A 26,564-nucleotide genomic window follows, 5' to 3' on the forward strand; every position below is an offset into this window, starting at 1 on the left:
GTCCGTGAGGTCCTGAGACAGGACAGCCGGTTNAACTGTCCGGAAAGTCCTGAGACACATCTGTCCGTGAGGTCCTGAGACAGGACAGCCGGTTAGAACCGGCTTCGCCACTCACGACGCCTGCGGAGATGCTCGCGAGACTCGCCTCAGCGGCCGCCGCGGTTTTTGGCAGGATGGCGGGGTGCGAGTACGACGAGTGGTCACGACCAGGGCGGGCGGGGCTTCCCGGCCGCCGTACGAGAGTTTCAACCTCGGCGACCACGTCGGCGACGACGCGGGCGACGTCTACGCCAACCGCAAGCGGCTGGCGTCCGAACTCGGTCTCGCCGAGGACAAGCTGGCCTGGATGGAGCAGGTGCACGGCCGCACCGCGACCGTCGTGGACGGCACCGAGACCGCCGCGGCCGAAGCGACTGACGCGCTGGTGACCGACCGTCCGGGCGTCGCGCTCGTGGTGCTGGTCGCGGACTGCGTCCCGGTGCTCATGGCGGATCCGGAGGCGGGCGTCGTCGCCGCGGTGCACGCGGGCCGGGTCGGCGCGCGCGTCGGCGTGGTGCCCGCCGCGCTGGAGGCGATGCGCGATCTCGGCGCCGAACCGGGCCGCGTCGAGGCGTTGCTGGGCCCGGCCATTTGCGGCGACTGCTACGAGGTCCCGGCCGCGATGGCCGCGGACGTCGACAAACACCTGCCCGGCAGTGCGTGCAAAACGCGCACGGGCACGACTGGTCTGGACCTGCGCGCCGGGCTCTGGCAGCAACTGGCCGACCTCGGCGTCGGACGCGTCGGCGCGGATCCGCGCTGCACGGCGGAGGACAAGACGTTGTTCAGCTTCCGCCGCGACGGCACCACCGGCCGCATCGCCGGCATCACCTGGCTGGAAGAGGAGAAAGCGTGACCGAGGACCCGGCAGAGAAGCGGCGGGCGGAGCTGGCGGCGGCGCTGGCCGCGGTCGAGGAGCGCATCGCGAACGCCTGCGCCGAGGCCGGCCGTTCCCGCGACGAGGTGCGGTTGCTGGGCGTCACCAAGACCTTCCCGGCGAGCGACGCCGCGCTGCTGACCGACCTCGGGCTGCTGAACCTCTCCGAGAACCGCGACCAGGAAGCCGGTCCGAAGGCGGCCGAGGTCGCGCAACTGCGCCCGGACGCCGCGCCGCGCTGGCACATGGTCGGGCGGCTGCAGCGGAACAAGGCGCGTTCGGTCGTGCGCTGGGCGGTCGAGGTCCAGTCGGTCGATTCGGCGCGGCTCGCCGACGCGCTCGCCCGCGCGGTCGCCGCCGCGCAGGAGGCGGGCGAGCGGACCGGACCGCTCGACGTCCTGGTCCAGGTGAGCCTCGACGGCGACGTCGCGCGCGGCGGGACCCCGCTCGAGGAGCTCGACGCCCTCGCCGACCGCATCGCCCACACGGGGGAGCTGCGACTGCGAGGCGTGATGGCGGTGGCCCCGTTAGGGGAGGACCCGGGCACTGCTTTTGCCCGCCTGTCCCACGCAGCGGAAAGAGTCCGCGCCCGGCATCCCGAAGCGGCTGACGTGTCCGCCGGAATGAGCCATGATCTGGACCAGGCGATCCGGCACGGCTCGACGTGTGTGCGTGTCGGAACCGCGTTGCTCGGCGGGCGCGGTTTAGCCTCGCCGTAGGGAGTCCGCCCGGTGGTCACGTTTCGTGTCCGGCCGGGCGGGGCACAACGGTGCGGGAGCGGCAAGGGCTAGGGAGAGGCTATGAGCGCGCTGCAGAAGCTGAAGGCCTACTTCGGGATGGTGCCCGCGGACGAAGACGGCTACGACGACGGTTACGACGACTACGACGACGGCTACGACCAGCCGCCGGCGCGGTCCCGGGCGCGCTACCGCGACGTCGAAGAGGCTTACGACGAACCGGCCGCGCGCGTGCGGTCCCGGTCGATGGCGGCCGAGCCGGCGACGCACGGCGCGCTCGCCGTGGACCGCCAGCCGGAGCCGGTCGCCCGGCTGCGCCCGGTCGCCGAACCGGTCGCCGCGCCGGCGAGGGACCCGCTCAGCCGGATCACCACGCTGCACCCGACGAGCTACATCGAGGCGCGGGCGATCGGCGAGCACTACCGCGAGGGCATCCCGGTGATCATCAACCTCACCGAGATGGACAACGCGGACGCCAAGCGGATCGTGGACTTCGCGGCGGGCCTGGCGTTCGCCGTGCGGGGGTCGATGGACAAGGTCACCAACAAGGTGTTCCTTCTCTCACCGCCCGACGTGGACGTGACCGCCGAGGACCGCAGGCGGATCGCCGAGGGCGGATTGTTCCTGCGCGGGTGAACGGGAACGGACCGCTGGGCGCAGCCAGACGTGATTTTGTCGACTATGTCGCCCTCAGGGCGACTGGTCGCGCCCAATCCGGCCGTCCCCCGCTAGAGTGGTCGCCGTGAATGCTGTGTGGCTTGCGATCTGGTACGTGCTGTTTGCCTTCTGGCTGCTGCTCACGGCCCGGATCGTGGTCGAGCTCGTGCGGACTTTCGCACGGGAATGGCGTCCCGCCGGAGGGGTTGCGGTGACGCTCGAGACCATCTACACAGTGACCGACCCGCCGGTGCGGTTGTTCCGCAGGATCATTCCGATGGTCCGGATCGGCGGCGTAGGACTGGACTTGTCGATTATGGTGCTGCTGTTGGTTGTGTTCTTCGCGATGCAACTGACACCCAGGTGATCGGGGAAAACCCGGGTGTGTCCTGCAGGCCATGGAGTGCGTGAGGTGATCTGATGTCGTTGACCCCCGCTGACGTGCATAACGTCGCGTTCAGCAAGCCGCCCATCGGCAAGAGGGGCTACAACGAGGACGAGGTGGACGCGTTCCTCGACCTGGTGGAGACCGAGCTTGCCCGGTTGATCGAGGACAACAACGAGCTGCGCCAGCAGGTCGAGCAGCTCGACTCCGAGCTCGAGTCGACCCGCTCGGAGCTCGAGAACGCGAAGGTCGCCGGCCCGCCGCCGGGCCGCGACCCCGAGCCGTCGCGGCGGCTCGCCCCGGTTCCGCCGCCCGCTTCGGCGATGGAGCAGACCCAGGCGCACTCGATGGTCCCCGACAGCGGCGAGCCGAACGTCCAGGCCGCCAAGGTGCTCGGCCTGGCGCAGGAGATGGCCGACCGGCTCACCGCCGAGGCGAAGACCGAGTCCGACGGGATGCTGGCGGAGGCGCGGACCAAGTCCGAGCAGCTGCTGTCCGACGCCCGGGCGAAGTCCGACTCGATGGTGAACGAGGCGCGCACCCGCGCCGAGACGATGCTGAACGACGCGCGCACGCGCGCCGAGACGCTGGAGCGCCAGGCGCGCGACAAGGCGACCACCATGGAACGCGAGTCGCAGCGCAAGTACACCGAGACGATGAACAACCTGAACGCCGAAAAGGGCGCTCTGGGCAAGAAGATCGAAGAACTCCGCACGATCGAGCGCGAATACCGCACCCGGCTGCGCGGATTCCTCGAGTCCCAGCTGCGCGAGCTCGACGACCGCGGCTCCGCGGCCCCGGCGTCGGCCTCTTCCGGTTCGAGCCAGTCCTCGACCGGCAGCAGCGGTCAGGGCTACTCGTTCGGCCCGCGCGCCGAGGCCGGCTGACCCACCGCCGTACGCACCCCGCCGGAAGACCTTCCGACCCGGCGGGGTTTCGGCGTGTCCGGGTCCGGTTCCCGCCACGGTGGGGCATCGGCGGAGCACGCCGCGTGGGCGGGTCGCGCCCGGTTGGCGGGTCGCGCGTGTTGTAATTCAGCGTGCTCTACATCGTCCTCCTTCTGGTGCTGGCGGCTCTCGGGCTGCTCGTCACGGCGCTCATCACGGGCACCTCGCTGTGGGCCTGGGTTTCCATCGGCCTTTCCGTGCTCGCCGGGCTCCTTCTGCTCGCCGACTGGCTGCGCCGGCGCAAGCGCGCGGACCGCGGCCCGGACGCCGAGGAGTCCGAGGACTCCGAAGCCGCCGATTCGGATGCGGCGGAGGAGAAGGACGAAGCGGTCCCGGCCGAGGAGGACGCCGAGCAGACCGCGCTGATCCCGGCGACGGGCGAGCTGGGCGATCCGGCGGACGTGCCGGAACCGGAGCTCGAGAAGCCCGCCGCGGAGGCCGAGCCCCAGTCCGAGGCGAAGGCGGTGCGCGACACGCCGCCCGGCGTCGAGGAGACCGCGCCGGAGGACCTCGAGGTGGTCAAGGAGCTCGAGGACGAGGTCGTGGTCGTCGACGAGTACCCGCGCTACCACCTGGTGGACTGCGGCTGGCTGTCCGGCCGCGACACCATCCCGATCGGCGTCGGCGAGGCACGCCAGCTCGGCTTCACGCCGTGCGCGCGGTGCGGTCCGGACGCTGTGCTGGCCGCGGCGCATCGCTGACGCCGAGCACCTCTTCAAGTACCTTCGCGCCGCTTTCGGTGAGCTGAACGGCTCGGTGCGCCTTCGCGCGTGACCGCAGCCAGCCCGCGTCCATGAACCGTCGCGTCACCGCCGCGCCCAAGGCTCCGGCCAGGTGATGGCGCTGCTCTGTCCAATCCAGACAGAACCGCAGCAGCGGGCGACGGCTTTTCGCGGCTGCCTCGACATCCACGCCTAACGCGGCGAACACGTCGTCGGCAGCAGGCCCCAGCACGTACGGATGTTCTTGCAGCTGCGAGGAAATCCGGTCCCCGGGCCGCCGTTGCGTGGTCGGGTCACCGTCCACAGTGGCCAGCGCGCCGCGATCGAGCAAGGCGGCCGTGACGGTGACGCCGAGTCGTCCGGCGACGTGGTCGTAGCACAATCTCGCGGTGCGCAAGGCTTCCGCGCGCGTGCCTTCCCGCAGCGAGCGCACCGGGCGCGCGGGGGAGTGCCGGGCGAGTGCTTCCAGCAGTTCCGGGGCCGCGCCGGCGATGCGGTAGAACCGGTGCCGGCCGGACTTTTCCGCCGTCACCAGCCCGGCGGCCAGCAGTTTCGACAGGTGCGCGCTCACGCCCTGCGCGGTCAGACCCGCTTCGCCGGCCAGCACGGACGCGGCCAGCGACCGGCCGTCCGCGAGGGCCATCAGCACGCGGACCCGCGCCGGATCGGCGAACAGGGCGGCGGTGCGCGCGATGTCGGCGTCTCCTTCCATGCCTCCAGCATGCCCCCGGCACACTTCCACCGCGACGGAAGCGTTCCCGGTGTCTGCTGGACCCATGCGCACCGCGATCTTGTTCACCATGTGCGCCGGGATGTTCCTGGTGCAGCTCGACGTCACTGTCGTCAACGTCGCCCTTCCGACTCTTGGCAGCGAACTGCACGCGGACGTTCCGCAGTTGCAGTGGGTGGTGGTCGGCTATTCGGTCGTGCTCGCCGCGTTGCTGCTGACCGGGGGAGCGCTCGGCGACGTCCTCGGGCACCGCGGCGTGGTGCTGACCGGGCTGGGCGTTTTCGGGGCCGCTTCGGCGGCGTGCGGGCTCGCGCAGTCGGCGGGCTGGCTGGTCGCGGCCCGGGCGGTGCAAGGGATCGGGGCGGCGTTGTTGCTGCCGGGCACGATGGCCGTGATCTCCGGGGCGTTCCCCGGCCGTACGGAACGCGCCCGGGCGCTGGGGATCTGGGCCGGGATTTCGGCGCTCGCCCTGCCCGCCGGACCGTTGCTGGGCGGGATTCTCGTGCAGACGGCCGGATGGCGGCCGGTGTTCTGGCTGAACGTCCCGATCGTCGCCGCGGCGGCCGTCGCGACCCGGCGGCTGGTGCCGCGGGACGTGCGGAAACCGGGCCGCGTGGACGTTCCCGGGGCGGCGACCGCGGCGTTGGCGCTCGGCTCCGCGGTGTACGCGGTGATCGCGGGGACGCCGTGGGTCGGATTGCTCGCGGTGGCGGCGGCCGTGGCGTTCGTGGTGGTGGAACGGCGTTCTGCGGCCCCGATGCTGCCGTTGCCGCTGCTGCGGTCCCGGCAGGCGGCAGGCGCGAACCTGGTGTCCGCCGCGATGAACTTCGTCGGCCTGGGTTCAGTGCTGGTGTTCACGCTGTACTTGCAGGACGTGCTCCACGCGGACCCGATCGCCGCGGCCGCGGCGCTGCTGCCGATGTTCGTCCCGATGGTGCTGCTCGGCCCGGTCTCCGGACGGCTCACCGCGAGGTTCGGCCCGCGCCCGCAGATCGTGACCGGGCTCTTGCTCGGCGCGGCGGCGATGCTGAACCTGCTGCGCATCGGCCCCGGCACCGGGTACTGGACGCTGCTGCCGACGCTGTTCGTGCTCAGCATCGGAATGGGACTGCTGACCGCCGCCGTGGTAACCGCCGCGGTCTCCGACGCGCCGGACGAGCGGGCAGGCATCGCGGGCGGAATCAACAACGCGGCGCGACAGGCGGGCGGTGCGCTTGGTGTGGCGGTTTTCGGTGCGGTGGCGGGGGAACCGGGGGCGCGGGGGTCGTTTGTGCACGGCTTGCACTTGCTGGGGTTTGTTTCGGGCGGCTTGTGGGTTGTGGCTGCGGCACTCGCGGTGGTGACGGTGCAGAGGCGGGTGCGCGGGAAGCGGCTTGAGCCGACGGGGTGAGCTGAGGCGGGGAGAGAAGTCCGGCGAGGGTGCAACTTCCGTCGGGCCTGCGAGAAACCCGTGGGCTCGGCGGCTGCGGGGCTCACGGCAACGGCCGGGAGAAAAGTCCGGCGAGAGCGCACCCTCCGCCGGGCTCACGGGAGAACCCGTGGGCCCGGCGAAAGGCCTTACTCCTCGTCGAGATTCGCCAGGATGTATTCGAGCCGCTCGATTTGTTCCGTCGCTTCCGGCGGCAGGCCTTCGATCGCGGCCTGCGTCGCGGCGCGGGCTTCGGCGGGGCGGCCCAGGTCGACCAGCAGCCGGGCGCGCAGGCCCGCGGCGATCGCGGCTTCGGTGGTCGCGTCGAGGGTCAGGAACAGTTCGACGGCCGCGGTCGCCCGGGGCAGCGCTTGCTCGGGCCGCTCTGCGGCACCCAGCAGTTTGCCGCCGTTCAAGGCGACCATGGCTCGTTCCCAGCGGATCGGCGGCTCGTCGCCGTCGAGGTCCGCGGCGCTCTTTTCCGCTTCTGCCAGCACCGAAAGCGCCTGATCCGTTTCCGTCGCCCACTGCCACGACAGCGCTGCCTGACGGAGGTTGCGCACGGCGTCGACCGGGAGTTCCGCCGCCGTGTAGTACTCCGCTGCGCGCCCGTAGGACGAGGCGGCCTCGGTGTCGCGGTCGAGTTCGTCGAGGAGGTCGCCGATGGTCTCGGCCGCTTGCCCGGCGGCGGGCTGGTTGCCCGCGGCGGCGAAGTGCCCGAGCACCTGCTCCAGCAGGGTCAGCGCCGGATCCGGCTGGTTGAGGGCGCGGTGCGCTCCGGCGAGCAGGTAGCGCGCCCGGGCCAGTTCGTCCTCGTCGTCGCCCTGCTCCAGGACCTCGATCGCGGCCTCGGCGGCGTCGGCGGCGGTCAGTGGGTCCCCGGCGCGTTCGGCCGCGGACGCCAGTCCGAGCTGGGCGAGCGCGGCGCCGGACAGGTCCCCGGCTTCGACCAGGTCAGCGACCTCGCCGCGGTAGTGGGCCACCGCCTCCTCCCGCAGGTCGAGGTCGGACGCGAGCAAGCCGAGGGTGTGCCGCACCTGGGCGCGCAGGCCCGGGGAGGCGGCGGATTCGGCGGGCCGCACCGTGGCGTAGGCCGTCTCGAGTTCGCCGCTCGCGGCGGCCATCCGTCCGGCGATGAGCCGCGCCCACGCCTCCTGCTCGGCCAACCCGGCTTCGGCGAACAGGTCCACCGCGCGTCCGGCCGGTTCCCGCGCCTCGTCCAGCCGGCCGCTGCGTGCGGTGAGTTCGCCGCGCAGCAGCAAAAGCCGGGCGGCCAGCTCAGCGGGAACCTCGGTGGCGGCGGCTTCGGCACGGCCGAGAATCTCGAACGCGGCGTCGAGGTCGTCGTTCCCGGAAAGCGCCAGGGACCACCGCAGCAGCGCGCGGACGTGCTGTTCCACGTCGCCGAGCCCGGCGAGCGCCTCGGCCGTGCCGGCGAGGGCGGCGAGAGCGGGTTCGGGCTCGCCCAGCTGGTAGCGGGCGAGCCCGGCCTTGCTCGCCGCGGTGTGCTGGGCGACCTGGTCGCCTTCGGCCGCGAACAGTTCGGCCGCGAACAGCCAATCCCGCACGGCGGCCTCGGGGTCGGTGTCCACGACCGCGGTCGCGGATCCGGACAGCCGCCGGGCGAGCAGCGACCCCGCCGGTTCCGCGCACAGTTCGTCGAACTTCGCCCACGCGGCTTCGGCGGCCTCGTGAGCGCTGAGCCGGGAGTGCTGGTCGGCGAGATCGGCCAGCTCTTCGGGAGTGTCCGGAAGGGACGGTGCGACGGGCGTCCGCGGCGGGGAAACCGGACGCGGACTGGTCAAGGACAGCGGAAGGTGGTCCACGATCGGCTCGGAGGCGAGGACGTCGCGGATCAGGTCGCTCTGCTCGCTGGTGCCGTTCCGGGCGTCGAAGCGGGCCGCGATGCCCAGGGCGCGCTCGGAAAGCTCGTCGTGCAGTGCCTGGGCGGAAATCTCGCCGTCGGTCCGGCGCACAGTCGTGCCGCCGTGCCCGGAATCGGCGACCAGGCGCAGGTTGAGCGCGGCGGCGGCGCAGAACTCCATCTCGACGTCCGGAGAGGGCGCGTCGGCGAGCCAGCCGAGATGCCGTTCGAGGATTTCCAGCCCGCGCACGTGGTTGCCGGTGAGCGCGCAGAACCGGAGGTGGCGGGGGAGGAGATCCAGGTCCAGCCGGTTGTGCCGGATCGTGCGGTACACCTGCCGGTGGGCTCGCGCGGCCTCCTCCAGCCGTCCGGTGCGGACGAACGGGAGCAGCAGCGAGGAGAGGATCCCGTTCGGCTGCTCGCTGCAGGTGAACGTGCCGCCGAGGACCGGTTCGGCGACCTCGATCGCCTCCTCGAACCGGCCGTAGCGGCTCAGGTGGGCGACCTTGGCGGACGGTTCACAGCCGACGCAGTCCGACATCTCGCCGCGCGGGGCCGCGGCCCAGAGCCGGTACTGCTCGACAGCCGTTTCGTGGTCGCCGACGTGCCGCGCCACGATCTGCCGGTGCTGGTGCACCGGGTTCATCGCGTACCCGGCCGCCCGGTACCGGCGCTCCATGTCGTCGAGCACGGCGTAGGTGCGGTCCAGCGGCACCTCGGGAAAGTCGGTCAGCGACGTGACGATGGACTTGAACGACCAGAAGAGGATGTAATCCCACCGCTCGTTGCCCTCGCCCTGGTCGTGCTTGGCGAGACACCAGGCGAACGGCACGAACGACTTCGCCGGCTCGCCGCCGTGCGTGTACGCGCGGACGAGCGAGAGCCGGGCCGCGTACTGCAGGTCCGGCAGGCGCTCGGCGTCGGCGGTGCGGACCAGGCTCTCCGTCGCGGCGATCTGGCCCTTGCCGAACGGAAGGGCCCGGGCCGACCCCAGCCGGTTCCACAGGTCCTCTTCGGTCGGTGCGGTCATCAGTTCTCCCGGTTCGGGACGGCGTGGTCGAGAAGGCTGAGGAAGGCCCGGTTGAGCAGCGCGGAGTCGGCGGGCCGGATGGGGTGCTTGCCGAGCAGCAGCGCCTGGCCGTAGAGGGATTCGACGGCCAGCGCGGTCAGTTCCGCGTTCTCGAGCCGGGAAACGCGCCGCACCAACGGGTTCCGGTAGTTGAGCACGAGCTGCGGGCGGTCCCGTTCCGGCTTTTCGAAGGCCGAGAGCACCCCGGCCCACAGCTCGTCGACGGCCTCCTTGGTCGCGCGCAGTTCGCCGGCGAACGAGGCGGCGCGGTCGACGAGATAGAGCACCGGGAGCGACGCGGGCTCGAATTCGCGCAGCACGACCTCGCAGCCGAGCCGGTCGACGCAGCGTTGCGCGGCCGCGACGAACGGCCGGACCGCCAGCGCGGTGTCCGGGGCGAGATCGGCGAAGGCGGTGGTGAGGTCGCTCGGGTCGAGCCGGTCGACGCGCACCCCCGGTTCGAGCGCGCCGACGCGTTCGACGAGTTCGCTGTCGTAGGTGTAGCCGCCGTTGATCACCGGCAGGTTCTGCGCGGCGGCGACCCCGGCCAGCTGGTCGAATTCGTCGGCGGTCGCGCAGTAGCGGAGCACGCCGTGGCGCGAGCGGAACTCGGCGAGCGTCATCCGGCCGACGTTCGTTTCCAGCGGCCACCACTCGTCGACCAGCCGCAGCATGTCGTCGTCGTGCAGCGCGAGCGCTTTGACGCCGAGGTGGTGGATCTTCAGGAACTGGTTCAGCCGCCGCGGACTGGTCGCCGAGAGCCCGACGAGCCAGCCGCGCAGCTGCTCGCCGAGCGCTTCGCGGGTCGCGGCGAGCTGGTCGTCGTCGTAGAGCGCCTCGCGGCTCGCGGTGGGCCGCAGCTCGCCGGTGTCCACGACGCAGCGGGCGAAGAACGCCCAGTCCGGCAGCAGCCCGGGCGCGTTCTCCGCGAGCAGCATCCGCTTGAGGTACACGCGATGCCCGGCGCGCTCGGCCGGGTTCGCCGGGAACGGCAGCACGTAGGCGACGCCGGTGAGCCCGGCCTCCGGCACGTCGAGGTCGACAATGTCGAACGGGGTGAAGCCGAGGACCTCCTGCGCGTAGCCGACGAGGTCCGCGGAGCGGTGCCCGGGGGAGCGCTCGTCGGCCTGCCACGGGATGCCGGCGCCGCTGATCGCCTTGCCGTTGACGGTGATTTCGAACGGCAGCATCGAGCCGTACAGCGTCGCGAGATCGGCGACCGTCTCCGGCACGAACCACTGCTCGGCGCCGCGGCGCGCGGTGAGGGTGACGGTGGTGCCGATCGTGTCCCGTTCGCCGGGCCCGACGGCGTAGGTGCCGTCCGCGCGGCCGGTCCACGAGACCGCGGGAGCGCCGCTCGCGGAACGCGTGACGACGCGGGTCTCGTCGGCGACCAGGAAGGCCGACAGCAGCCCGATCCCGAACTGGCCGAGGAAATCCCGCCGTCCGTAGCCGAGTTCGTCCCGTTTGGAGCTGCGGCCGATCGTCGCGAGCAGTTCGTGCACCTGCGCCTCGGACAGGCCGATGCCGGTGTCGGTGATCCGCAGCGTCCCGTCGCCGGCTTCGATCGCGATCTCCGCGGGCGCCGAATCGTCGGCCGCCCGGCGCGCGGTGACCGCGTCGACGGCGTTCTGGAGCAGTTCGCGCACGTAGACGCGGGGACTGGAATAGAGGTGCTGGCTCAGCAGGTCGACGACCCCGCGAAGATCCACCTGAAAACTGCGGTTCACCCGTGCTCGACTCCTGTGCTGTGGCCGGAAGGAAGATCTGCCCGGCACATCCGCCGCGCACGCCCGGTCGTTACCGTATCGGCGGAACCCGGTGCCGGACATCGGTTTTCGCCTTTTCCCCCGGCGATCCCGCGAGCCCGGCCGGGGCAGGGCGAAAGCGGGTTGCGGCGACGGGTTAACCTGGAGTCAGCAAGGCGTCGATCCGGCCATCACCGGGGAGCCTCCGGAAGAACCGGGCGTCGCCGCCCGCAGTAGAACCGGACGGGTGCGGCCCGTGACAGCCGCGCAACGAGTGGCCCGGGAGCAGTGCGCCGGGCAAGCGGGGTGGTACCGCGTGACGCGCCAGCGTCTCGTCCCCGTGTGGGTGGCCGCCGGTCGCCCGTACGAGCGACGAACGCAAGGAGCACCCGGATGTACCCCCAGGCTTCGCCGGGCGGAGAGACCACGGTCCCGTCCCAGCCGTCGTTCCCCGCGCTGGAGGAGAGCGTCCTCGCGTACTGGGAGAGCGACCGGACCTTCCAGGCGACGATCGACGCCCGTCCCGAGGGCACGAACGGCGACAACGAGTACGTCTTCTACGACGGCCCGCCCTTCGCCAACGGCCTCCCGCACTACGGGCACCTGCTCACCGGGTACGTCAAGGACATCGTCCCGCGCTACCAGACGATGAAGGGCAAGCACGTCGACCGGCGGTTCGGCTGGGACACCCACGGCCTGCCCGCCGAACTCGAAGCGATGCGGCAGCTCGGGATCACCGAGACGACCGAGATCGAAGAGATGGGCATCGCGAAGTTCAACGAGGCCTCGCGCGAGTCCGTGCTGCGCTACACCGACGAGTGGCGCGACTACGTGACCCGCCAGGCCCGCTGGGTCGACTTCGACAACGACTACAAGACGCTCGACGTCACCTACATGGAATCGGTGCTCTGGGCGTTCAAACGGTTGTGGGACAAGGGACTCGTCTACGAGGGCTACCGCGTCCTGCCCTACTGCTGGCGCGACGCGACGCCGCTGTCCAACCACGAGCTGGGCATGGACGCCGACGTCTACCGCAACCGGCAGGACCCGGCCGTCACGGTCGGATTCCGCCTGGAGGGCAACGACAACGACCTCGACGGCACGTATCTGCTGATCTGGACCACGACGCCGTGGACGCTGCCGTCCAACCTCGCCACCGCAGTGCACCCCGAGGTGCAGTACGTCGTGGTGGAGAGCGACGGCAAGCGCTTCCTGCTCGCGGAGGCCCGCGTCGCCGCGTACGCGCGCGAACTCGGCGAGGAGCCGGCCGTCGTCGCGCGCTACACCGGCGAGCAGTTGCTCGGATCCCGTTACGCGCCGCCGTTCCCGTACTTCCTCGGCACGGAGAACGCGCACCGCGTGCTGTCGGCGGATTACGTCACCACCGACGACGGCACCGGCGTCGTGCACATCGCGCCCGCGTACGGCGCCGAGGACAAGGTAGTCACCGACGCGGCCGGGATCGCCCCGGTGACGCCGGTGGACGACCACGGCAAGTTCGACGAGACCGTTCCGGACTACGCCGGGCAGCTGGTGTTCGACGCGAACCCGAACATCGTGCGGGACCTCAAGAACGGCACCGGCGGCGCGGAGCGCCAGGGCGCGGTGCTGCTGCGCCACGAGACCTACGACCACTCGTACCCGCACTGCTGGCGCTGCCGGAACCCGCTGATCTACCGCGCGGTGTCGTCGTGGTTCGTCGCGGTGACGCAGTTCAAGGACCGGATGGTCGAGCTGAACCAGCAGATCACCTGGTACCCGGAGAACGTCAAGGACGGCCAGTTCGGCAAGTGGCTGGAGAACGCCATCGACTGGTCGATCTCCCGCAACCGCTACTTCGGCACGCCGATCCCGGTGTGGCGCTCGGACGACCCGGCCTACCCGCGCATCGACGTCTACGGCTCGCTGGACGAGCTGGAGGCCGACTTCGGCGTGCGGCTGGACAACCTGCACCGGCCCTACATCGACGAGCTGACCCGGCCGAACCCGGACGACCCGACCGGCCGCTCCACGATGCGCCGCGTGCCGGACGTGCTCGACGTGTGGTTCGACTCCGGGTCGATGCCGTACGCCCAGGTGCACTACCCGTTCGAGAACCGCGAATGGTTCGAGCACCACTACCCGAGCGACTTCATCGTCGAGTACATCGGGCAGACCCGCGGCTGGTTCTACCTGCTGCACGTGCTCGCGACCGCGCTGTTCGACCGGCCGGCGTTCCGCACCTGCGTGTCGCACGGCATCGTGCTCGGCTCCGACGGCCAGAAGATGTCGAAGTCGCTGCGGAACTACCCGGACGTCAACGAGGTCTTCGACCGCGACGGGTCCGACGCCATGCGGTGGTACCTCATGGCGAGCCCGATCCTGCGCGGCGGCAACCTCGTCGTCACCGACCGGGGGATCCGCGACGCGGTGCGCCAGGCCGTGCTGCCGCTGTGGAACTCGTACTACTTCCTTGCCCTGTACGCGAACGCCGAAGGCAAGCAGGGGCAGTGGCGCACGGATTCGACGCATCTGCTCGACCGGTACGTGCTCGCCAAGACGCACGAACTCGTCACCGACGTCGAGTCCGCGATGGACGGCTACGACATCGCGGGCGCGTGCCAGACCGTGCGGGACTTCCTCGAGGTGCTCACGAACTGGTACGTGCGCCGGTCGCGCGACCGGTTCTGGGCGGGCGAGCAGGACGCGATCGACACGCTGCACACCGTGCTGGAGGTGACCTGCCGGGTCGTCGCGCCGCTGCTGCCGCTCACCACGGAAACCGTGTGGCGCGGGCTCACCGGCGGCCGTTCGGTGCACCTGACCGACTGGCCGAACGCGCTCGACCTGCCCGCCGACGCGGCGCTGGTGACCGCGATGGACAAGGTGCGGCAGGTGGCGTCGTCGGCGCTGGCGCTGCGCAAGGCGAACAAGCTGCGCGTGCGGCTGCCGCTGGCGAAGCTCGTCGTCGCGGCCGAGGACGTCGAAGCGCTGCGCGGGTTCACCGAGATCCTGCGGGACGAGGTGAACGTGAAGTCGGTGGAGCTGACCACCGACGTCGCGGCGCACGGCACGTTCGAGGTCGCGGTGAACGCGCGGGCGGCCGGGCCGCGGCTGGGCAAGGCCGTGCAGCAGGTGATCAAGGCGGTCAAGGCGGGCGACTGGACGACCAACGCGTCCGGCGCGGTCGTGGCGGCGGGCGTCGAACTTGTCGAGGGCGAGTACGACCGGCGACTGGTCGCGTCCGGCGGCGGCGCGGCGGCCGAACTGCCCGGCGGGGCCGGTCTGGTCGTGCTGGACACCGAGGTCACCGGGGACCTGGCGGCCGAGGGCCTTGCCCGCGACCTGGTCCGCGTGGTCCAGCAGGCGCGCCGCGAGGCCGGTCTCGACGTCGGCGACCGGATCTCGCTGACCGTGGACGCCGCCGGCGAGGTGACGGCCGCGGTGCGCAAGCACGAGGAGTTCGTGGCGTCCGAGACGCTCGCGACGTCGGTGTCCTACGGCGAGGTGGCCGAGGGCTTCGACGGCACGGTCGGCGAGGGCGTGAAGGTGCGCGTGGCGGTCGCTAAGGCGTGACGTGCCGCGGTCTTGCTCCGGGCCTCCGGGGCAAGACCGCGGTTTCGGCAAAATTCTTGGCGGAAACCGCAAAGCCGCCCGCACCATGAGGGCATGAGCGAAGAGTTCGACGCCGTGCTGGCCGCGGTCGGGCCCCGGCTGCGGGAACTGCGCCGCCGGACCGGGATCACCCTCACCGCGTTGTCGGAGACCACCGGGATCGCGGTGAGCACCCTGTCCCGGCTGGAATCCGGGCAGCGCAAACCGGGTCTGGAACTGCTGCTCCCGCTGGCCAAGGCCTATCAGGTGCCGCTCGACGAACTCGTCGACGCCCCGCCCAGCGGCGACCCGCGCGTGCATCTCCGGCCGTTCGACCGCAACGGCATGACCGTCCTGCCGCTGACCCGCAAACCCGGCGGGCTGCATGTGTACAAGCAGATCCTTCCCGCTGGGCGGACCGACCGGCTCGACCCGGATCCGCGTTCGCACGAGGGATACCACTGGCTGTACGTCCTGAGCGGGCGGCTGCGGATGATCCTCGGCGACCAGGATTTCGTGCTGAAGGCCGGCGAGGTCGCCGAATTCGACACGCATCTGCCGCACTGGTTCGGCAACGCCGACGAGCACGCGGTGGAATTCTTCAGCATCCTCGGGCCGCAGGGCGAACGATTCCACCTCAGGGCCCGCTACCGGCCCAGCCGGTGACTCCGGACGGACGGGCCTCGGCTCCTGCGCCCGGGGAAGCGTCTGCTAGGGATTTCCCCATGACTTCGAAAGCCGCCGCCGAACCGGCCGCCGAGGGGCTGGCCGCCGGCCTGCGCCAGCGGCACCTCGCCATGCTCGCGATGGGCGGCGTGATCGGTTCGGGACTGTTCGTCAGCTCCGGCGTCGGGATCAAGCTCGCCGGGCCCGGCATCGTGCTGTCCTTCGTGCTCGCGGGCACGCTCGCGATGCTGGTCATGCGCATGATGGCGGAAATGGCCGCCGCGATCCCGTCCAGCGGGTCGTTTTCGGTGCACGCCGAGCGCGCGTTCGGGCCGTGGGCCGGGTTCGCCATCGGCTGGCTGTACTGGGCCGCGCTCGTGGTCGTGCTCGCCGTCGAGGCCACCGCGGCCGCGATCATCGTGAACAGCTGGCTGCCCGGCATTCCGCAGTGGGCGCTGGTCCTGCTCTTCATGGCCGTGCTGACAGCGGTCAACTTCACCGCGGTGTCCCGCTTCGGCGAGCTCGAGTTCTGGCTGGCGCTGATCAAGGTCGTGGCGGTCGTGGCCTTCCTCGTCCTCGGCGTGCTCGCGTTCCTCGGCGTGCTCCCAGGAACGTCCTTCGTCGGCACGGCCAATCTCCTCGGCAACGGCGGACTGCTCCCGAACGGCTGGGAAGGCGTCGGCACCGGCTTGCTCGCGGTGGTCTTCACCTTCGGCGGCCTGGAAGTGGTGACCATCGCGGCCGCCGAATCCGACGACCCGGCGCACGCGGTCGGCAAGGCGGTCCGCAACGCGGTCGTGCGGATTTCGGTGTTCTACATCGGTTCCATGCTGGTCATCGTGTCGCTGCTGCCGTGGTCGAGTGTCCACATCGGACAGAGCCCGTTCGCCGCGGTGCTCGAGCGGATCGGGATCCCGGCGACCGGGCAGATCATGAACGTGGTCGTGCTGTTCGCCTTGCTGTCCACGCTGAACACCAACATGTACGGCGCGGCCCGCATGGTGTACTCGCTGGCGCAACGCGGCCACGCCCCGCGCGCACTGACCAAAGTGGACCGCAACGGCGTACCCGTCTTCGCGGTCGCGGCTTCGGTGCTCTTCGGGTTCGTCGCCGTGGCGCTGAACGCGCTCTGGCCGGACACCGTCTTCCAGTACCTGCTCAACGCGGTCGGCTCGGTGCTGCTGATCGTGTGGATCCTGGTCGCCTGCACGCAGTTGCGGGTGCGCAAGCAGCTGGAACGCACCGCGCCGGAGAGCCTGACCGTGCGCATGTGGGGCTTCCCGTACCTGACCTGGGCGACGCTCGCCGCGATGATCGCGATCCTGGCGGTGATGACCGGCGACGCCGACGCCCGGATCCAGCTGATCAGCTCAGGCGTCCTCGTGGCGGCGCTGGTCGTGGCCGGGATCTGCTGGCAACGCGCCCGCCGGGCGGCTGACCAGACTGTATAACGACCTATACGGCCCGGCGTTGATCACGAATCCGTCGCGTTCCCCGAGGTAACGCCCGGTCCCGCGATGCGATGGGCAAGCTGAGCCACGGACGCGGGCGGACCGCGTGGGCGAGGGGGAGGCGACGGTGAGTCCTGCCGGGAAGAAGGGCGTGCTGATCGGGGGCGCGCTGGTCGTGGTCGCGATCGTCGTGGCCGCGGTCGTGCTGCTCAACGGCAGCGGAACGACAGCGGCCTCACCAGGCACGGAGCCGGCCTCGACGGCCGCGGAGCCGAGCGACCCGACGTCGGCGGCCCGCACGTACCTGCTCGCTTTCGCGGGGAAGGACGCCGACGCCGCCAGCAAAGCCACCGACGCTCCGATGGACGCCTCGACCGCACTGCAGGACGCGTGGGCGACGCTCAAGCCCAAGGAACTGACCGCGAAGCTCGGCGACGTCGGCGCGGCGCAGGGCGACAAGGCCACCGCCGGTTACACGATCACCTGGAACCTCGGCCCGGGCCACGTCTGGACGTACACCGGCAGCCTCGGGCTCGTCCAGGCGCAGGGCAAGTGGCGGGTCCATTGGGCCCCGACGGTGCTGCACCCCAAGCTGGAAGCGGGGCAGCGGCTGGCGATCGCGTCCTCGGACGTCCCGGCGGTCGTCGACCGCGACGGCAAACCGCTCGTCGTCTCCGGCGGCGGGGGACTGAAGCTGGCTGACGACAAGGCGTTCCCGCTGCTCCGTTCGGCGCTCACCGGGCATGGGCAGTCGTCCGAAGCGTTCGCGGTCGAGCGCGTGGACGCCTCGGGCAAGAACCTCGAAGCGCTGTTCGGAAACCCCGAAGGCGACCACAAACCGGCCGCCACCGGGCTCAGCGTCGCGACGCAGAACGCGGCTCAGGCAGCGGTCGACGGGTATCACGGCAAGGCCGTTCTCGTCGCCATCCAGCCGTCCTCCGGCGACTTGCTCGCGGTGGCGCAGAACGCCAGCGTCACCAACGCGGCGTCGGCGTTCAGCGGCCAGTACGCGCCGGGGTCGACGTTCAAGATCGTCACCGCGACCGCGGCGCTGGAAGCCGGAATCGTCACGCCGGATTCCACGGTTCCGTGCCCGCTGACCGACCGGATCGGCACCCGCACGCTCTCCAACGAGGGGTTCGACCTCGGCACGACCACCGTGCACAAGGCGTTCGCGAAGTCCTGCAACACCACGTTCGCCCGGCTCGCGTCGCAGCTGCCCGCCGACGGGCTCGCGAAGGCGGCCACCCAGTTCGGCCTCAACGCCGACTTCTCGATCGAGGGCCTGTCCACCGAGATGGGCCGCGTCGACCCGGCGGCGAACGCGGACGAACAGGTCGAGGACGGCATCGGCCAAGGAAAGGTGCAGGTCAGCCCGATGGGAGCGGCGGTGATGGCGGCGACCGCGGCGTCCGGGCGCGCGGTCGTGCCGCGGCTGTGGGAGGACGGCACCAAGGTCAACACCGGCTACCACCCGCCGTCCGGCCCGGTCCTGGCGGCGCTGCGCGGGATGATGCGCGAGGTCGTCACCGGCGGCACGGCGACCGGCCTGGCACACTCCGGCCCGGTGTTCGGCAAGACCGGCACCGCGCAGTTCGGCGACGGCGCGGAGGCACACGGCTGGTTCGTCGGCTACCGCGGCGACCTGGCGTTCGCGGTGTTCCTGGAGGGAGCCAACGACTCCAAACCGGCCGTCTCGCTGGGCGCCAAGTTCCTCGATGCGCTGTAGGGATTCAGCAGTGCGGGTGTGCGGCTTCCTCTCCCGTTGAAAGTCCGTGAAGGGCTCCTTGAGGGAATCTGATTCCCTCAAGGAGCCCTTCACGGACCTCGCAACCGCGCGCCAGCTCCGCGAGCGAGATGCGTGAAGCTGTCCCGGCCAGATGGGCGCGATCCGGCCGGTGCTGGTTGCCGCGCATCGCGGCAACCAGGGCGCACGCCGCGGCTGCCGAGAAAACCTCACTTCGGCCGCGGCCGAAGCGTCCCCGCTCTACCGTGGGCACATGGAAACCGTCGCATTGGCCGAGGTCGCCGCCGTGCTCGCCGACCCGAGCCGCGCGACCATGTGTCTCGCCCTGCTCGACGGGCGGGCCTGGACGGTCGGCGAACTGGCCGCCGCGGCGCGGATCGCGGTGTCGACGGCCAGCGAGCACGTGACGCGGCTGGCCGAGGCCGGGTTCGTCGCCCGGGTGAAGCAGGGGCGGCACGCGTACGTGCGGCTCGCGAATCCGCGGGTCGCGGAGCTGATCGAGCATCTGGCGCAGCATGCCGAACTGAAACGGCCGTCCGGGCTGCGGACTTCGTTGCGGGTGCAGCGTTTGTCGTTCGCGCGCAGTTGCTACGACCATCTCGCCGGGACCCTCGGCGTCGCCCTGCGGGACGGGATGGTCGAGCGGGGCCTGATCGACGTGTCGGACGGGCTCGCGCTCACCGACGCCGGACGCGACGTGCTGGCCGATCTCGGCGTCGCGGTGCCGGATCGGCCTCGGCGGCCGCTGTTGCGCGACTGTCTGGATTGGACAGAGCGGCGGGAGCACCTCGCCGGCGCGGTTCCGGCGGCGGTGCTGGAGCGGGCGGTCGAGGCGGGATGGCTGACGCGGGACCAGCAGCGCGCGGTCCGCGTCCTGCCGGGCGCGCGGGGTCCGTTCGCCGCGCTCGGTGTCGATCTCGCGACGGTGAGTGCCGCCGAGGCTTCGTAACACACCGGCGAGGTCCCCCGGACCGGTGGTGCGCGCTCGGGAACCGGACACTGCCTCACTATTCTGGACGCCTGCGGGCGACCGGGAGGGAGGCGGAGGGTGAACGAGCTTCCCCTGGTGCTGGGCGTCGGAGCGCTGGTTCTCGTCGTCTCGGTCGTCGCGGTGCGGGTGTCCATCCGGCTCGGATTCCCGTCGCTGCTGCTGTATCTCGGGATCGGCGTCGTGCTCGGCGAAGCCGGGTTCGGCATCCGCTTCGACAATCCGGCGCTCACCCAGTCCCTCGGGCTCGCCGCGCTCGTCCTGATCCTCACCGAGGGCGGGCTCACCACGCGGTGGTCCGCGGTGAAACCCTCGCTGGGGCCCGGAATCCTGCTGTCCACAGTGGCCGTGGTGATCAGCATCGCGGTCACCGGCGCGGCATTGCACTGGCTGCTCGGCCTCGACTGGCGGCTCGCCCTGCTGTGGGGCGCGGTTCTCGCGTCCACCGACGCGGCGGCGGTGTTCTCCGTGCTGCGCACGGCCGGGGTCGGGAAACGGCTCGTCGGCGCGCTGGAACTGGAATCCGGCATCAACGACGCGCCCGCCTACATCGCGGTCGTCGTGCTCGCGTCCGGCGAGGCGGTCGACTGGTCGCTGCCGCTGCTGGTGGTCTACGAACTGCTCACCGGCCTCGTGCTCGGCCTCGCGTTCGGCTGGCTGGGCGCGCAGGCGCTGCGCCGGGCCGCGCTCCCGGCGACCGGTCTCTACCCGCTCGCCACGGTCGCGGTGTGCGTGCTCGCGTACTCCTCGGGACAGCTGGCGCACGCGTCCGGCCTGCTCGCCACCTACGTCGCCGGCCTGGTGCTGGGGAATTCCAAGCTGCCGCACCGGTCGGACACCCTGTCGTTCGCCGAAGGGCTCGGCTGGCTCGCGCAGATCGGGCTGTTCGTGCTGCTCGGCCTGTTCGCGTCGCCGACCCGGCTGCTCGAAACGCTCATCCCCGGCCTGGTCGCGGGCGCGGTGGTGCTGCTGCTCGCCCGGCCGCTGTCGGTGGTCCTGTCGCTGCTGCCGTTCCGCTTGCGGTGGCGGGATCAGGCGTTCCTGTCCTGGGCGGGGTTGCGCGGTGCGGTGCCGATCGTGCTCGCGATGATCCCGCTGTCCGAGGGCGTGCCCGGCGCGCAACGGCTCGTGGACGCGGTTTTCGTGCTCGTCATCGTGCTCACCGTGCTGCAGGGCGCGACGCTCAGTCCGCTCGCGCGGATCCTCGGGCTGGCGAAGGCGACGCAGGCGCACGAGATCGAGGTCGACGCCGCCCCGCTCGACGAACTCGGTGCCGAACTGCTGCAGGTGCGCATCCAGAAGGGGTCGAAGCTGCACGGCGTGTACCTGTCGGAGCTGCGGCTGCCCGCCGGGGCGACGGTCAGCCTCGTGGTGCGCGGCGGGACGGGCTTCACTCCGCAGAAAACGAGCCGCTTGCAGGTCGAAGACCAGCTTCTGGTGGTCACGACCGCCGCCGACCGCGACGCGACCGAACGGCGCATCCGGGCCGTCGACCGGGCTGGCCGCCTCGCCCGCTGGCACGGGGAATCCGGAGCCTGATCTTTCTGTCCTTTGTGGACAAACTCTGTGACTGCCGTCTCAGATCACGAGACGGGTCTGGTTTCTCCCGGGGGTCGTCCGCTATCTTCGGTTTCAGGTCATGAGTGCCAGCGCGAAGCCCCGGCTTGCTGGCCGGCAACCCTCCTACCGCGGTGGGGTGCCCCGGGTGAGGACCAGGCCGGTCGCGCAGTGCGGCGGGCAAGCGCGGGCCCCTCGCCGGGGGTCCCCCGGAACGCCGAGGAGGCGCCGTCATGACTCTCGCACTCGACCGGTCCACGGAAACTGTTGCCGCTGCCGTTCCCGCTGTCGCCGGTGCGACGCTGCGGGTCCCGCTGGTCACCGGCGGCGACATCGGTTACGCCAACCTCGACCACGCGGCGAGCGCGCCGTGTCTGGACGCCGTGCGCTCGGCGGTCGACGAGTTCCTTCCCTGGTACGCCAGCGTGCACCGCGGCGCCGGCTTCGCTTCGCAGGTCTCGACGCGGCTGTACGAGCGGACGCGCGACGTGCTGCGCCGGTTCGTGGACGCGCGCAACGGCGACTCGGTGATCTTCACCCGCAACACCACTGACGCGTTCAACCTGCTGGCGAAAGCGTTGCCGCGCAAGACTTCCGTGGTGGTGTTCGACAGCGAGCACCACGCGGCCCTGCTGCCGTGGCGCGGCCCGAACGTCCGGCGCGTGCAGCTGCCGCGGACCCGGCTCGCCGCAGTGTCCGTTGTGGACGAAGCGCTCGCGGAATGCCCGCAGGGGCCGCGGTTGGTGGTCGTCGCCGGTGCGTCCAATGTGACCGGCGAGCTGCTGCCGGTGGCCGAGATCGCTGCGGTGGCCCGGAAACACGGTGCCCGGGTGGCCCTCGACGCCGCGCAGCTCGCTCCGCACCGGCAGATTTCGTTGCGGGAGCTGGATGTTGACTATGTCGCGCTGTCCGGGCACAAGCTGTACGCGCCCTTCGGGGCCGGTGCGCTGATCGGGCGCAGCGACTGGTTGCGGGCGGCCGAGCCGTACCTGGCCGGTGGTGGCGCTACGAAGCTGGTGACCGAGGAAGCCGTGGTGTGGAACAGCGGCGAAGAACGGCACGAGGCCGGATCGCCGAATACCGTTGGCGTGTATGCGCTCGGGGTGGCTTGCGAGCAGCTGGCAGCTCAGTGGGATGCCGTGGGTTCGCACGAAGCCGCGTTGCTGGAGCGGTTGCGCAAGGGGCTTGAGAGCTTGCCGGGGTTCGCCGAGCTGCGGTTCTTCGACGCGCCGGTGGACCGGGTCGGCACGGTGAGCTTCGTGGTCGACGGGTTCGAGCCCGGATGGCTGGCCGCGGTGCTGTCGGCCGAGTACGGAATCGGCGTGCGGGACGGGGCGTTCTGCGCGCACGTGGCCGCCCGGCGGCTGATCCGGGAAGCCGGAAGCCAGGGCCAGCAGGCGGTCCGGGTGAGCCTCGGGCTGGGGAGCACCGAGGAACACGTCGACCGCTTGGTGCTGGCGCTGCGGCAGATCGTGGCCCGGCGAGCCCGGTGGGAGTACGCGAAGGTGGACGGGCGGTGGGCACCGGTCGGGGACCCGCGGGAGCTGCCGCCGTTCTGCGCCTGACAGGGCTGGTGCTGGGACTGGCGCGACAGGAAACGTGACCACAACGCGGGATCGCTTAAGGGCGATCCCGCCGCGGCGGCGGAGCCGACGCCATCAAACACAGTCCGCGTGCAGGTCGTTCAACAGGCCGCGCTCGGTGAGGTCGCCGCTGAGGAACAGCCGGGCCAGATGAGTGAACGCGGCTTCGGCTGCGTCGGCCACAGCGGGAATGGGCGTGCGGCAGTCGGCTAAGGCCGCCTCCTGCACGTCGTGGATTTCCCGCGGCTCGCTGCGGGACAGCCCCGCCAGGTGGCGCAGGTGCTCGCCGTCCTCGCCGTCGGCCAGCCAGTGGGCTGCCCAGAGGGGGAGGTCGCTGGTGGGGGAGAGGTCGAGGGCGATCCACGCCGCGGCCGCGGCGGGGGTGGGGATCTCGGCGGGCATGGCAGCGATGATGGCGGGCGAGAGGCCTCCGGGGCGACTGAATTCGGCCGCTGTGACCTGCTCGGGCGCGGTTGTGGACAATGGGGGTGTGAGCACCGATCCTTCGCCGTCCGAGTCCGAGGTCGAGCCGTCTGCGGAACCGCCTGAGCAGGAGGCCGCCGGGGACGGCGCGCCGCTGCCCAAGCGGCGGGTCTGGGTGGTGTTCGCGGTCGCGGCGCTGCTGTGGGCGATCGACCTGATCACGAAGAACCTGGTCGTCGCGAACCTCGAGGGCAAGGAGCCCAAGCCGATCCTCGGCGGGCTGATCTACCTGCAGGTCATCCGCAACCCGGGCGCCGCGTTCTCGATGGCGACCGGCATGACGTGGGTGCTCGCGCTGGTCGCGATCGGCGTCGTGATCGCGATCGTGTGGATCTCGCGCAGGCTGCGCTCGGTCGGCTGGGCGATCGGCCTCGGGCTCGTGCTCGCCGGCGCGCTCGGCAACCTGACCGACCGGTTCTTCCGCGAGCCCGGACCGCTGCGCGGCCACGTCGTCGACTTCATTTCCGCGTTCGCGCCCAACGGCCAGGGGTTCGCGATCTTCAACATCGCCGACTCCGCGATCTGCGTCGGCGGCGCGCTGATCGTGCTGCTGTCCCTGCTCGGCAAGGACTACGACGGCACCTCCACCCGCGGCAAGAAAAAGGACTCCGAGTGAGCGCGCGCATGCTGCCCGTCCCCGACGGGCTCGACGGGATGCGCGTCGACGCCGGGCTCGCCAAACTGCTCGGCCTGTCCCGCACCGCGGTCGCGGACCTCGCCGCGGCGGGCGACGTCCTCCTCGACGGCCGTCCGGCGGGCAAATCGGACCGGCTGTCCGCGGGCGGGCTGCTCGAGGTGACGCTGCCGGAACCGGAACGTGCGGCGGAAATCGTCGCAGAGCCGGTCGACGGCATGAAGATCCTGCACGATGACGACGACATCGTGGTGATTTCGAAACCGGTCGGCGTCGCCGTGCACCCCAGCCCCGGCTGGACCGGCCCGACGGTCGTCGGCGGACTCGCCGCGTCCGGGCTGCGCATCTCGACCTCAGGCGCGGCCGAACGGCAGGGCGTCGTGCACCGGCTCGACGCCGGCACCACCGGGGTGATGGTGGTGGCGAAGAGCGAGCACGCGTACACCGTGCTGAAGCGGGCGTTCAAGGAACGGACCGTCGACAAGGGCTACCACGCCGTCGTGCAGGGCCACCCGGACCCGACGCGCGGCACCATCGACGCCCCGATCGACCGCCATCCGCGGCACGACTACAAGTTCGCCGTCGTCGCGGGCGGACGGCCGAGCGTCACGCACTACGAGGTGGTCGAGGCGTTCCGGGCGGCGTCGCTGGCGCACGTGAAGCTGGAAACCGGGCGTACGCACCAGATCCGCGTGCACTTCTCCGCGCTGCGCCACCCGTGCGCGGGCGACCTGACCTACGGGGCGGACCCGGTGCTGGCCCGGAAACTCGGCCTGACGCGCCAGTGGCTGCACGCGCGGACGCTCGGGTTCGCGCACCCCGCGGACGGCCGGTGGGTCGAGTTCGAGGCGGAGTACCCCGACGATCTGGCCAGTGCGCTGGAGATCCTGCGCGACGGGAACTAGTCGACGGCCCAGGTCAGGGTGCGCTCGTCCGGCTCGGGCCGCGGGCTCCAGCGCACCGAGACGACCCGGGTTGCGGTGGGGAGCACGTAGACGGTGTGCCCGCCGAGCGTCTCGCCCGGCTGCACGCCGATCTTGTGCGGCGGCCGGGACGTCAGCGAAACCGGGGCCTTCGCGACGGTCTCGCCGCTGTCGGTGACGAGCTCGAGATAGTTGTCGGGCAGCGACGCGAACGGGATCGGCCCGCGATTGGTGATCTCGGTGTGCACGACGACCGCGCGCTCGCCGTCCTCGAGCCGGTAGCCCGCCGCGCCGAAGAGGAAGTCGGCGGGATCCTGGACCTCCAGCAGCTGTACGGAAAGCTGTTCCCCTTCGAGCCCCTGCGACTGCATCGTCTCGCCGATCCGCCCCTGCTTGGCAGGCGCCGCGGCGGGCCGGGGTTCGTCGCCGCGGGCCCAGGAAGCGGTCTGCGGGACGCCCCACGTGCTGACGACCGGATCCGGAGCCGGGTACGGCCCGGAGGGTCCATTGTGGACATTCGCGCCGACGGGAACCTGGTGCGGCATCCCGGTTTGCCCGGGGGAGTACGCGCCGGACACTCCCGGCCCGGCAGGGATCCCGTTCGGTCCCGGGGCATACGCGCCCGACACCCCCGGCCCGCCGGGAATTCCGTTCGGCCCAGGGGGATACGCGCCGGAAATCCCGGCCGGTCCGGGGGCGTACGCGCCGGACACGCCCGGACCTGGCCCGGTCGCCGGAATGCCGGTCTGCCCGGGCGGGTACGCGGCGGAAGTCCCCGGGCCGGGCATGCCGTGCTGCCCCGGACCCGCGGGGATCCCGGTCTGCCCTGGTGAGTAGGCGCCGGAGGTTCCCGGGCCGGGCATGCCGTGCTGTCCCGGCGGATGCGGTCCGGAGTGCCCCGGCATCCCGGCGGAATCGGGGATCCCGTTCGGCCCGGGCGGATGCGGACCGGAGCCCTGCGCGCCCGGCATCCCCGCCGCCCCGCCTCGCACGGGGACTCCCGCCGACGCCGGGCCAGCGCCTTGCGCCGCACCCTGGCCGGACGTCATCGGCCCCGGCATCCCGCCCTGGTTGGGTCCGGGCATCCCGCCCTGGTTAGGCCCCGCAGCCCCTGGCATCCCGCCCTGGTTGGGCCCCGCAGCCCCTGGCATCCCGCCCTGGTTGGGCCCCGCAGCCCCTGGCATCCCGCCCTGGTTGGGCCCCGCAGCCCCTGGCATCCCGCCCTGGTTGGGCCCGGCCGCCCCGCCTGGATTCGGCCCGGTTGCCCCGGGCATCCCGCCCAGGTTCTGTCCCGCCGTCCCGGGTCCCGCGTTCGGTCCGGCCGCAGCGGGGAACGGCGCCGACCCGGGCCCGCCCGGATAGCCGCCCGGGGGACGCTGCCACGAAGCCGGAGCCCCGGAAATCGCCGCGCGGAGGCCGTTCGGGTCGCTTTCGACCCCCACCAGCAGCGGCAATCCGCTCCCGGACAGCGCGACCAGCCGGTACGCGACCTCCCTCGGGTCCATCCCGACCTTCGCCGCCAGCTCGTGCACAGCCCCCTTGCCCAGCTCGGCGAGCGCGGCGAGCAGGCGGATGTCGGCGGGATCGGTCACGGCCACTCCGGCAACGCTACCGCCTCGCCCGCCCGGCCCGGCCGCACCACGCGCCCGGCGTGCCCCGCGCCACCGCGACCTCGGCGATCGGCGCGTCCCGGGGCGGGCGGGACCGCCCGAGTTCGACGCCCTGGCACGCCGGTACGGCCTGCCGCACCACGTGGCCCGCGCCACCGCGGCACCG

The 26,564-nt window shown here is 71.6% G+C and carries 21 protein-coding genes and 1 riboswitch; of the genes, 16 read left to right on the forward strand and 5 right to left on the reverse strand.

Annotated elements, in window-relative coordinates:
- Window positions 1-181: 181 nt before the first annotated feature.
- The 6 genes from pgeF (at window position 182) to EIZ45_RS38975 (ending at window position 4,343) form a co-directional block, all read left to right on the forward strand.
- Entirely contained in the window at window positions 182-895 is a 714-nt protein-coding gene (gene pgeF, locus EIZ45_RS38950) for a peptidoglycan editing factor PgeF (protein WP_134670222.1), read from the forward strand.
- Complete coding sequence (locus tag EIZ45_RS38955) at window positions 892-1,635, forward strand: YggS family pyridoxal phosphate-dependent enzyme (protein WP_134670220.1); 744 nt, start codon at window positions 892-894, stop codon at window positions 1,633-1,635. The genes pgeF and EIZ45_RS38955 overlap by 4 nt, the downstream gene beginning before the upstream one ends.
- Before the next feature lie 81 nt (window positions 1,636-1,716).
- Window positions 1,717-2,289 (forward strand): cell division protein SepF, encoded by a 573-nt coding sequence (locus EIZ45_RS38960; RefSeq protein ID WP_037812419.1) that lies wholly within the window; start codon window positions 1,717-1,719, stop codon window positions 2,287-2,289.
- A 115-nt stretch (window positions 2,290-2,404) separates the two neighbouring features.
- Complete coding sequence (locus EIZ45_RS38965; RefSeq protein ID WP_037367937.1) at window positions 2,405-2,677, forward strand: YggT family protein; 273 nt, start codon at window positions 2,405-2,407, stop codon at window positions 2,675-2,677.
- Between the two features lie 53 nt (window positions 2,678-2,730).
- Window positions 2,731-3,582: a DivIVA domain-containing protein gene (locus EIZ45_RS38970; RefSeq protein WP_037812417.1), complete on the forward strand. Its 852-nt coding sequence runs from the start codon at window positions 2,731-2,733 to the stop codon at window positions 3,580-3,582.
- Between the two features lie 152 nt (window positions 3,583-3,734).
- On the forward strand, window positions 3,735-4,343 hold the full coding sequence (locus tag EIZ45_RS38975) for a hypothetical protein (RefSeq protein WP_134670218.1): 609 nt from the start codon (window positions 3,735-3,737) through the stop codon (window positions 4,341-4,343).
- On the opposite strand, the gene EIZ45_RS38980 is transcribed toward EIZ45_RS38975, so the two are convergent.
- Window positions 4,288-5,076, reverse strand: a complete 789-nt coding sequence (locus EIZ45_RS38980; RefSeq protein WP_037812780.1) for a helix-turn-helix transcriptional regulator — start codon at window positions 5,074-5,076, stop codon at window positions 4,288-4,290. The genes EIZ45_RS38975 and EIZ45_RS38980 overlap by 56 nt on opposite strands.
- Window positions 5,077-5,140: 64 nt before the next feature.
- On the opposite strand from EIZ45_RS38980, the gene EIZ45_RS38985 reads away from it, so the two are divergent.
- Complete coding sequence (locus tag EIZ45_RS38985) at window positions 5,141-6,484, forward strand: MFS transporter (protein ID WP_134670216.1); 1,344 nt, start codon at window positions 5,141-5,143, stop codon at window positions 6,482-6,484.
- 167 nt (window positions 6,485-6,651) lie between these two features.
- On the opposite strand, the gene EIZ45_RS38990 is transcribed toward EIZ45_RS38985, so the two are convergent.
- Window positions 6,652-9,396, reverse strand: coding sequence for a hypothetical protein (locus EIZ45_RS38990; RefSeq protein ID WP_134670214.1), 2,745 nt, complete (start codon window positions 9,394-9,396; stop codon window positions 6,652-6,654).
- The gene (locus EIZ45_RS38995) at window positions 9,396-11,165 is read right to left on the reverse strand and encodes an HSP90 family protein (protein ID WP_134670212.1); all 1,770 of its coding nucleotides are present in this window, start codon (window positions 11,163-11,165) and stop codon (window positions 9,396-9,398) included. Before EIZ45_RS38995 ends, EIZ45_RS38990 begins: the two co-directional genes overlap by 1 nt.
- A gap of 411 nt (window positions 11,166-11,576) precedes the next feature.
- On the opposite strand from EIZ45_RS38995, the gene ileS reads away from it, so the two are divergent.
- From ileS to EIZ45_RS39030, 7 genes are all read left to right on the forward strand, one after another.
- A complete protein-coding gene (ileS, locus tag EIZ45_RS39000; RefSeq protein ID WP_134670210.1) occupies window positions 11,577-14,738 on the forward strand; it encodes an isoleucine--tRNA ligase in 3,162 nt (1,053 codons plus the stop codon).
- A gap of 93 nt (window positions 14,739-14,831) precedes the next feature.
- On the forward strand, window positions 14,832-15,422 hold the full coding sequence (locus EIZ45_RS39005) for a helix-turn-helix domain-containing protein (RefSeq protein ID WP_134670207.1): 591 nt from the start codon (window positions 14,832-14,834) through the stop codon (window positions 15,420-15,422).
- Window positions 15,423-15,481: 59 nt separating this feature from the next.
- Window positions 15,482-16,873: an amino acid permease gene (locus tag EIZ45_RS39010; RefSeq protein ID WP_134670204.1), complete on the forward strand. Its 1,392-nt coding sequence runs from the start codon at window positions 15,482-15,484 to the stop codon at window positions 16,871-16,873.
- Window positions 16,874-17,000: 127 nt separating this feature from the next.
- Window positions 17,001-18,602: a penicillin-binding transpeptidase domain-containing protein gene (locus tag EIZ45_RS39015; protein ID WP_167756680.1), complete on the forward strand. Its 1,602-nt coding sequence runs from the start codon at window positions 17,001-17,003 to the stop codon at window positions 18,600-18,602.
- Between the two features lie 271 nt (window positions 18,603-18,873).
- A complete protein-coding gene (locus EIZ45_RS39020; protein WP_037812407.1) occupies window positions 18,874-19,569 on the forward strand; it encodes a helix-turn-helix transcriptional regulator in 696 nt (231 codons plus the stop codon).
- Window positions 19,570-19,668: 99 nt separating this feature from the next.
- Window positions 19,669-21,147 (forward strand): potassium/proton antiporter, encoded by a 1,479-nt coding sequence (locus tag EIZ45_RS39025; protein WP_134670202.1) that lies wholly within the window; start codon window positions 19,669-19,671, stop codon window positions 21,145-21,147.
- 96 nt (window positions 21,148-21,243) lie between these two features.
- Window positions 21,244-21,358: riboswitch (SAM riboswitch) on the forward strand.
- Between the two features lie 40 nt (window positions 21,359-21,398).
- Window positions 21,399-22,730, forward strand: coding sequence for an aminotransferase class V-fold PLP-dependent enzyme (locus EIZ45_RS39030; RefSeq protein ID WP_134670200.1), 1,332 nt, complete (start codon window positions 21,399-21,401; stop codon window positions 22,728-22,730).
- Between the two features lie 93 nt (window positions 22,731-22,823).
- Here EIZ45_RS39030 and EIZ45_RS39035 read toward each other — a convergent pair whose 3' ends face one another.
- Entirely contained in the window at window positions 22,824-23,150 is a 327-nt protein-coding gene (locus EIZ45_RS39035; RefSeq protein ID WP_134670198.1) for a hypothetical protein, read from the reverse strand.
- An 88-nt stretch (window positions 23,151-23,238) separates the two neighbouring features.
- Here EIZ45_RS39035 and lspA point away from each other — a divergent pair, with 88 nt between their 5' ends.
- Together lspA and EIZ45_RS39045 are read left to right on the forward strand one after the other, a co-directional pair.
- Window positions 23,239-23,847, forward strand: coding sequence for a signal peptidase II (gene lspA / locus EIZ45_RS39040; protein ID WP_134670196.1), 609 nt, complete (start codon window positions 23,239-23,241; stop codon window positions 23,845-23,847).
- Window positions 23,844-24,770, forward strand: coding sequence for an RluA family pseudouridine synthase (locus EIZ45_RS39045; RefSeq protein ID WP_134670194.1), 927 nt, complete (start codon window positions 23,844-23,846; stop codon window positions 24,768-24,770). The genes lspA and EIZ45_RS39045 overlap by 4 nt, the downstream gene beginning before the upstream one ends.
- Here the strand turns inward: EIZ45_RS39045 and EIZ45_RS47740 are convergent.
- Complete coding sequence (locus EIZ45_RS47740; protein WP_370318236.1) at window positions 24,767-26,386, reverse strand: AsnC family protein; 1,620 nt, start codon at window positions 26,384-26,386, stop codon at window positions 24,767-24,769. The two genes, EIZ45_RS39045 and EIZ45_RS47740, sit on opposite strands and share 4 nt — an antisense overlap.
- Window positions 26,387-26,564: the final 178 nt, after the last annotated feature.

This window comes from Amycolatopsis sp. CFH S0740 (assembly GCF_004522315.1).
Classification (GTDB): domain Bacteria; phylum Actinomycetota; class Actinomycetes; order Mycobacteriales; family Pseudonocardiaceae; genus Amycolatopsis; species Amycolatopsis nivea.

Coding starts and splice junctions, on each gene's coding strand:
- EIZ45_RS39020 (WP_037812407.1), top strand. CDS start 18,874: ATGGAAACCGTCGCATTGGCCGAGGTCGCCGCCGTGCTCGCCGACCCG.
- EIZ45_RS39010 (WP_134670204.1), top strand. CDS start 15,482: ATGACTTCGAAAGCCGCCGCCGAACCGGCCGCCGAGGGGCTGGCCGCC.
- EIZ45_RS39005 (WP_134670207.1), top strand. CDS start 14,832: ATGAGCGAAGAGTTCGACGCCGTGCTGGCCGCGGTCGGGCCCCGGCTG.
- EIZ45_RS38970 (WP_037812417.1), top strand. CDS start 2,731: ATGTCGTTGACCCCCGCTGACGTGCATAACGTCGCGTTCAGCAAGCCG.
- EIZ45_RS39030 (WP_134670200.1), top strand. CDS start 21,399: ATGACTCTCGCACTCGACCGGTCCACGGAAACTGTTGCCGCTGCCGTT.
- ileS (WP_134670210.1), top strand. CDS start 11,577: ATGTACCCCCAGGCTTCGCCGGGCGGAGAGACCACGGTCCCGTCCCAG.
- EIZ45_RS38980 (WP_037812780.1), bottom strand. CDS start 5,076: ATGGAAGGAGACGCCGACATCGCGCGCACCGCCGCCCTGTTCGCCGAT.
- EIZ45_RS38990 (WP_134670214.1), bottom strand. CDS start 9,396: ATGACCGCACCGACCGAAGAGGACCTGTGGAACCGGCTGGGGTCGGCC.
- EIZ45_RS39035 (WP_134670198.1), bottom strand. CDS start 23,150: ATGCCCGCCGAGATCCCCACCCCCGCCGCGGCCGCGGCGTGGATCGCC.
- EIZ45_RS38985 (WP_134670216.1), top strand. CDS start 5,141: ATGCGCACCGCGATCTTGTTCACCATGTGCGCCGGGATGTTCCTGGTG.
- EIZ45_RS38960 (WP_037812419.1), top strand. CDS start 1,717: ATGAGCGCGCTGCAGAAGCTGAAGGCCTACTTCGGGATGGTGCCCGCG.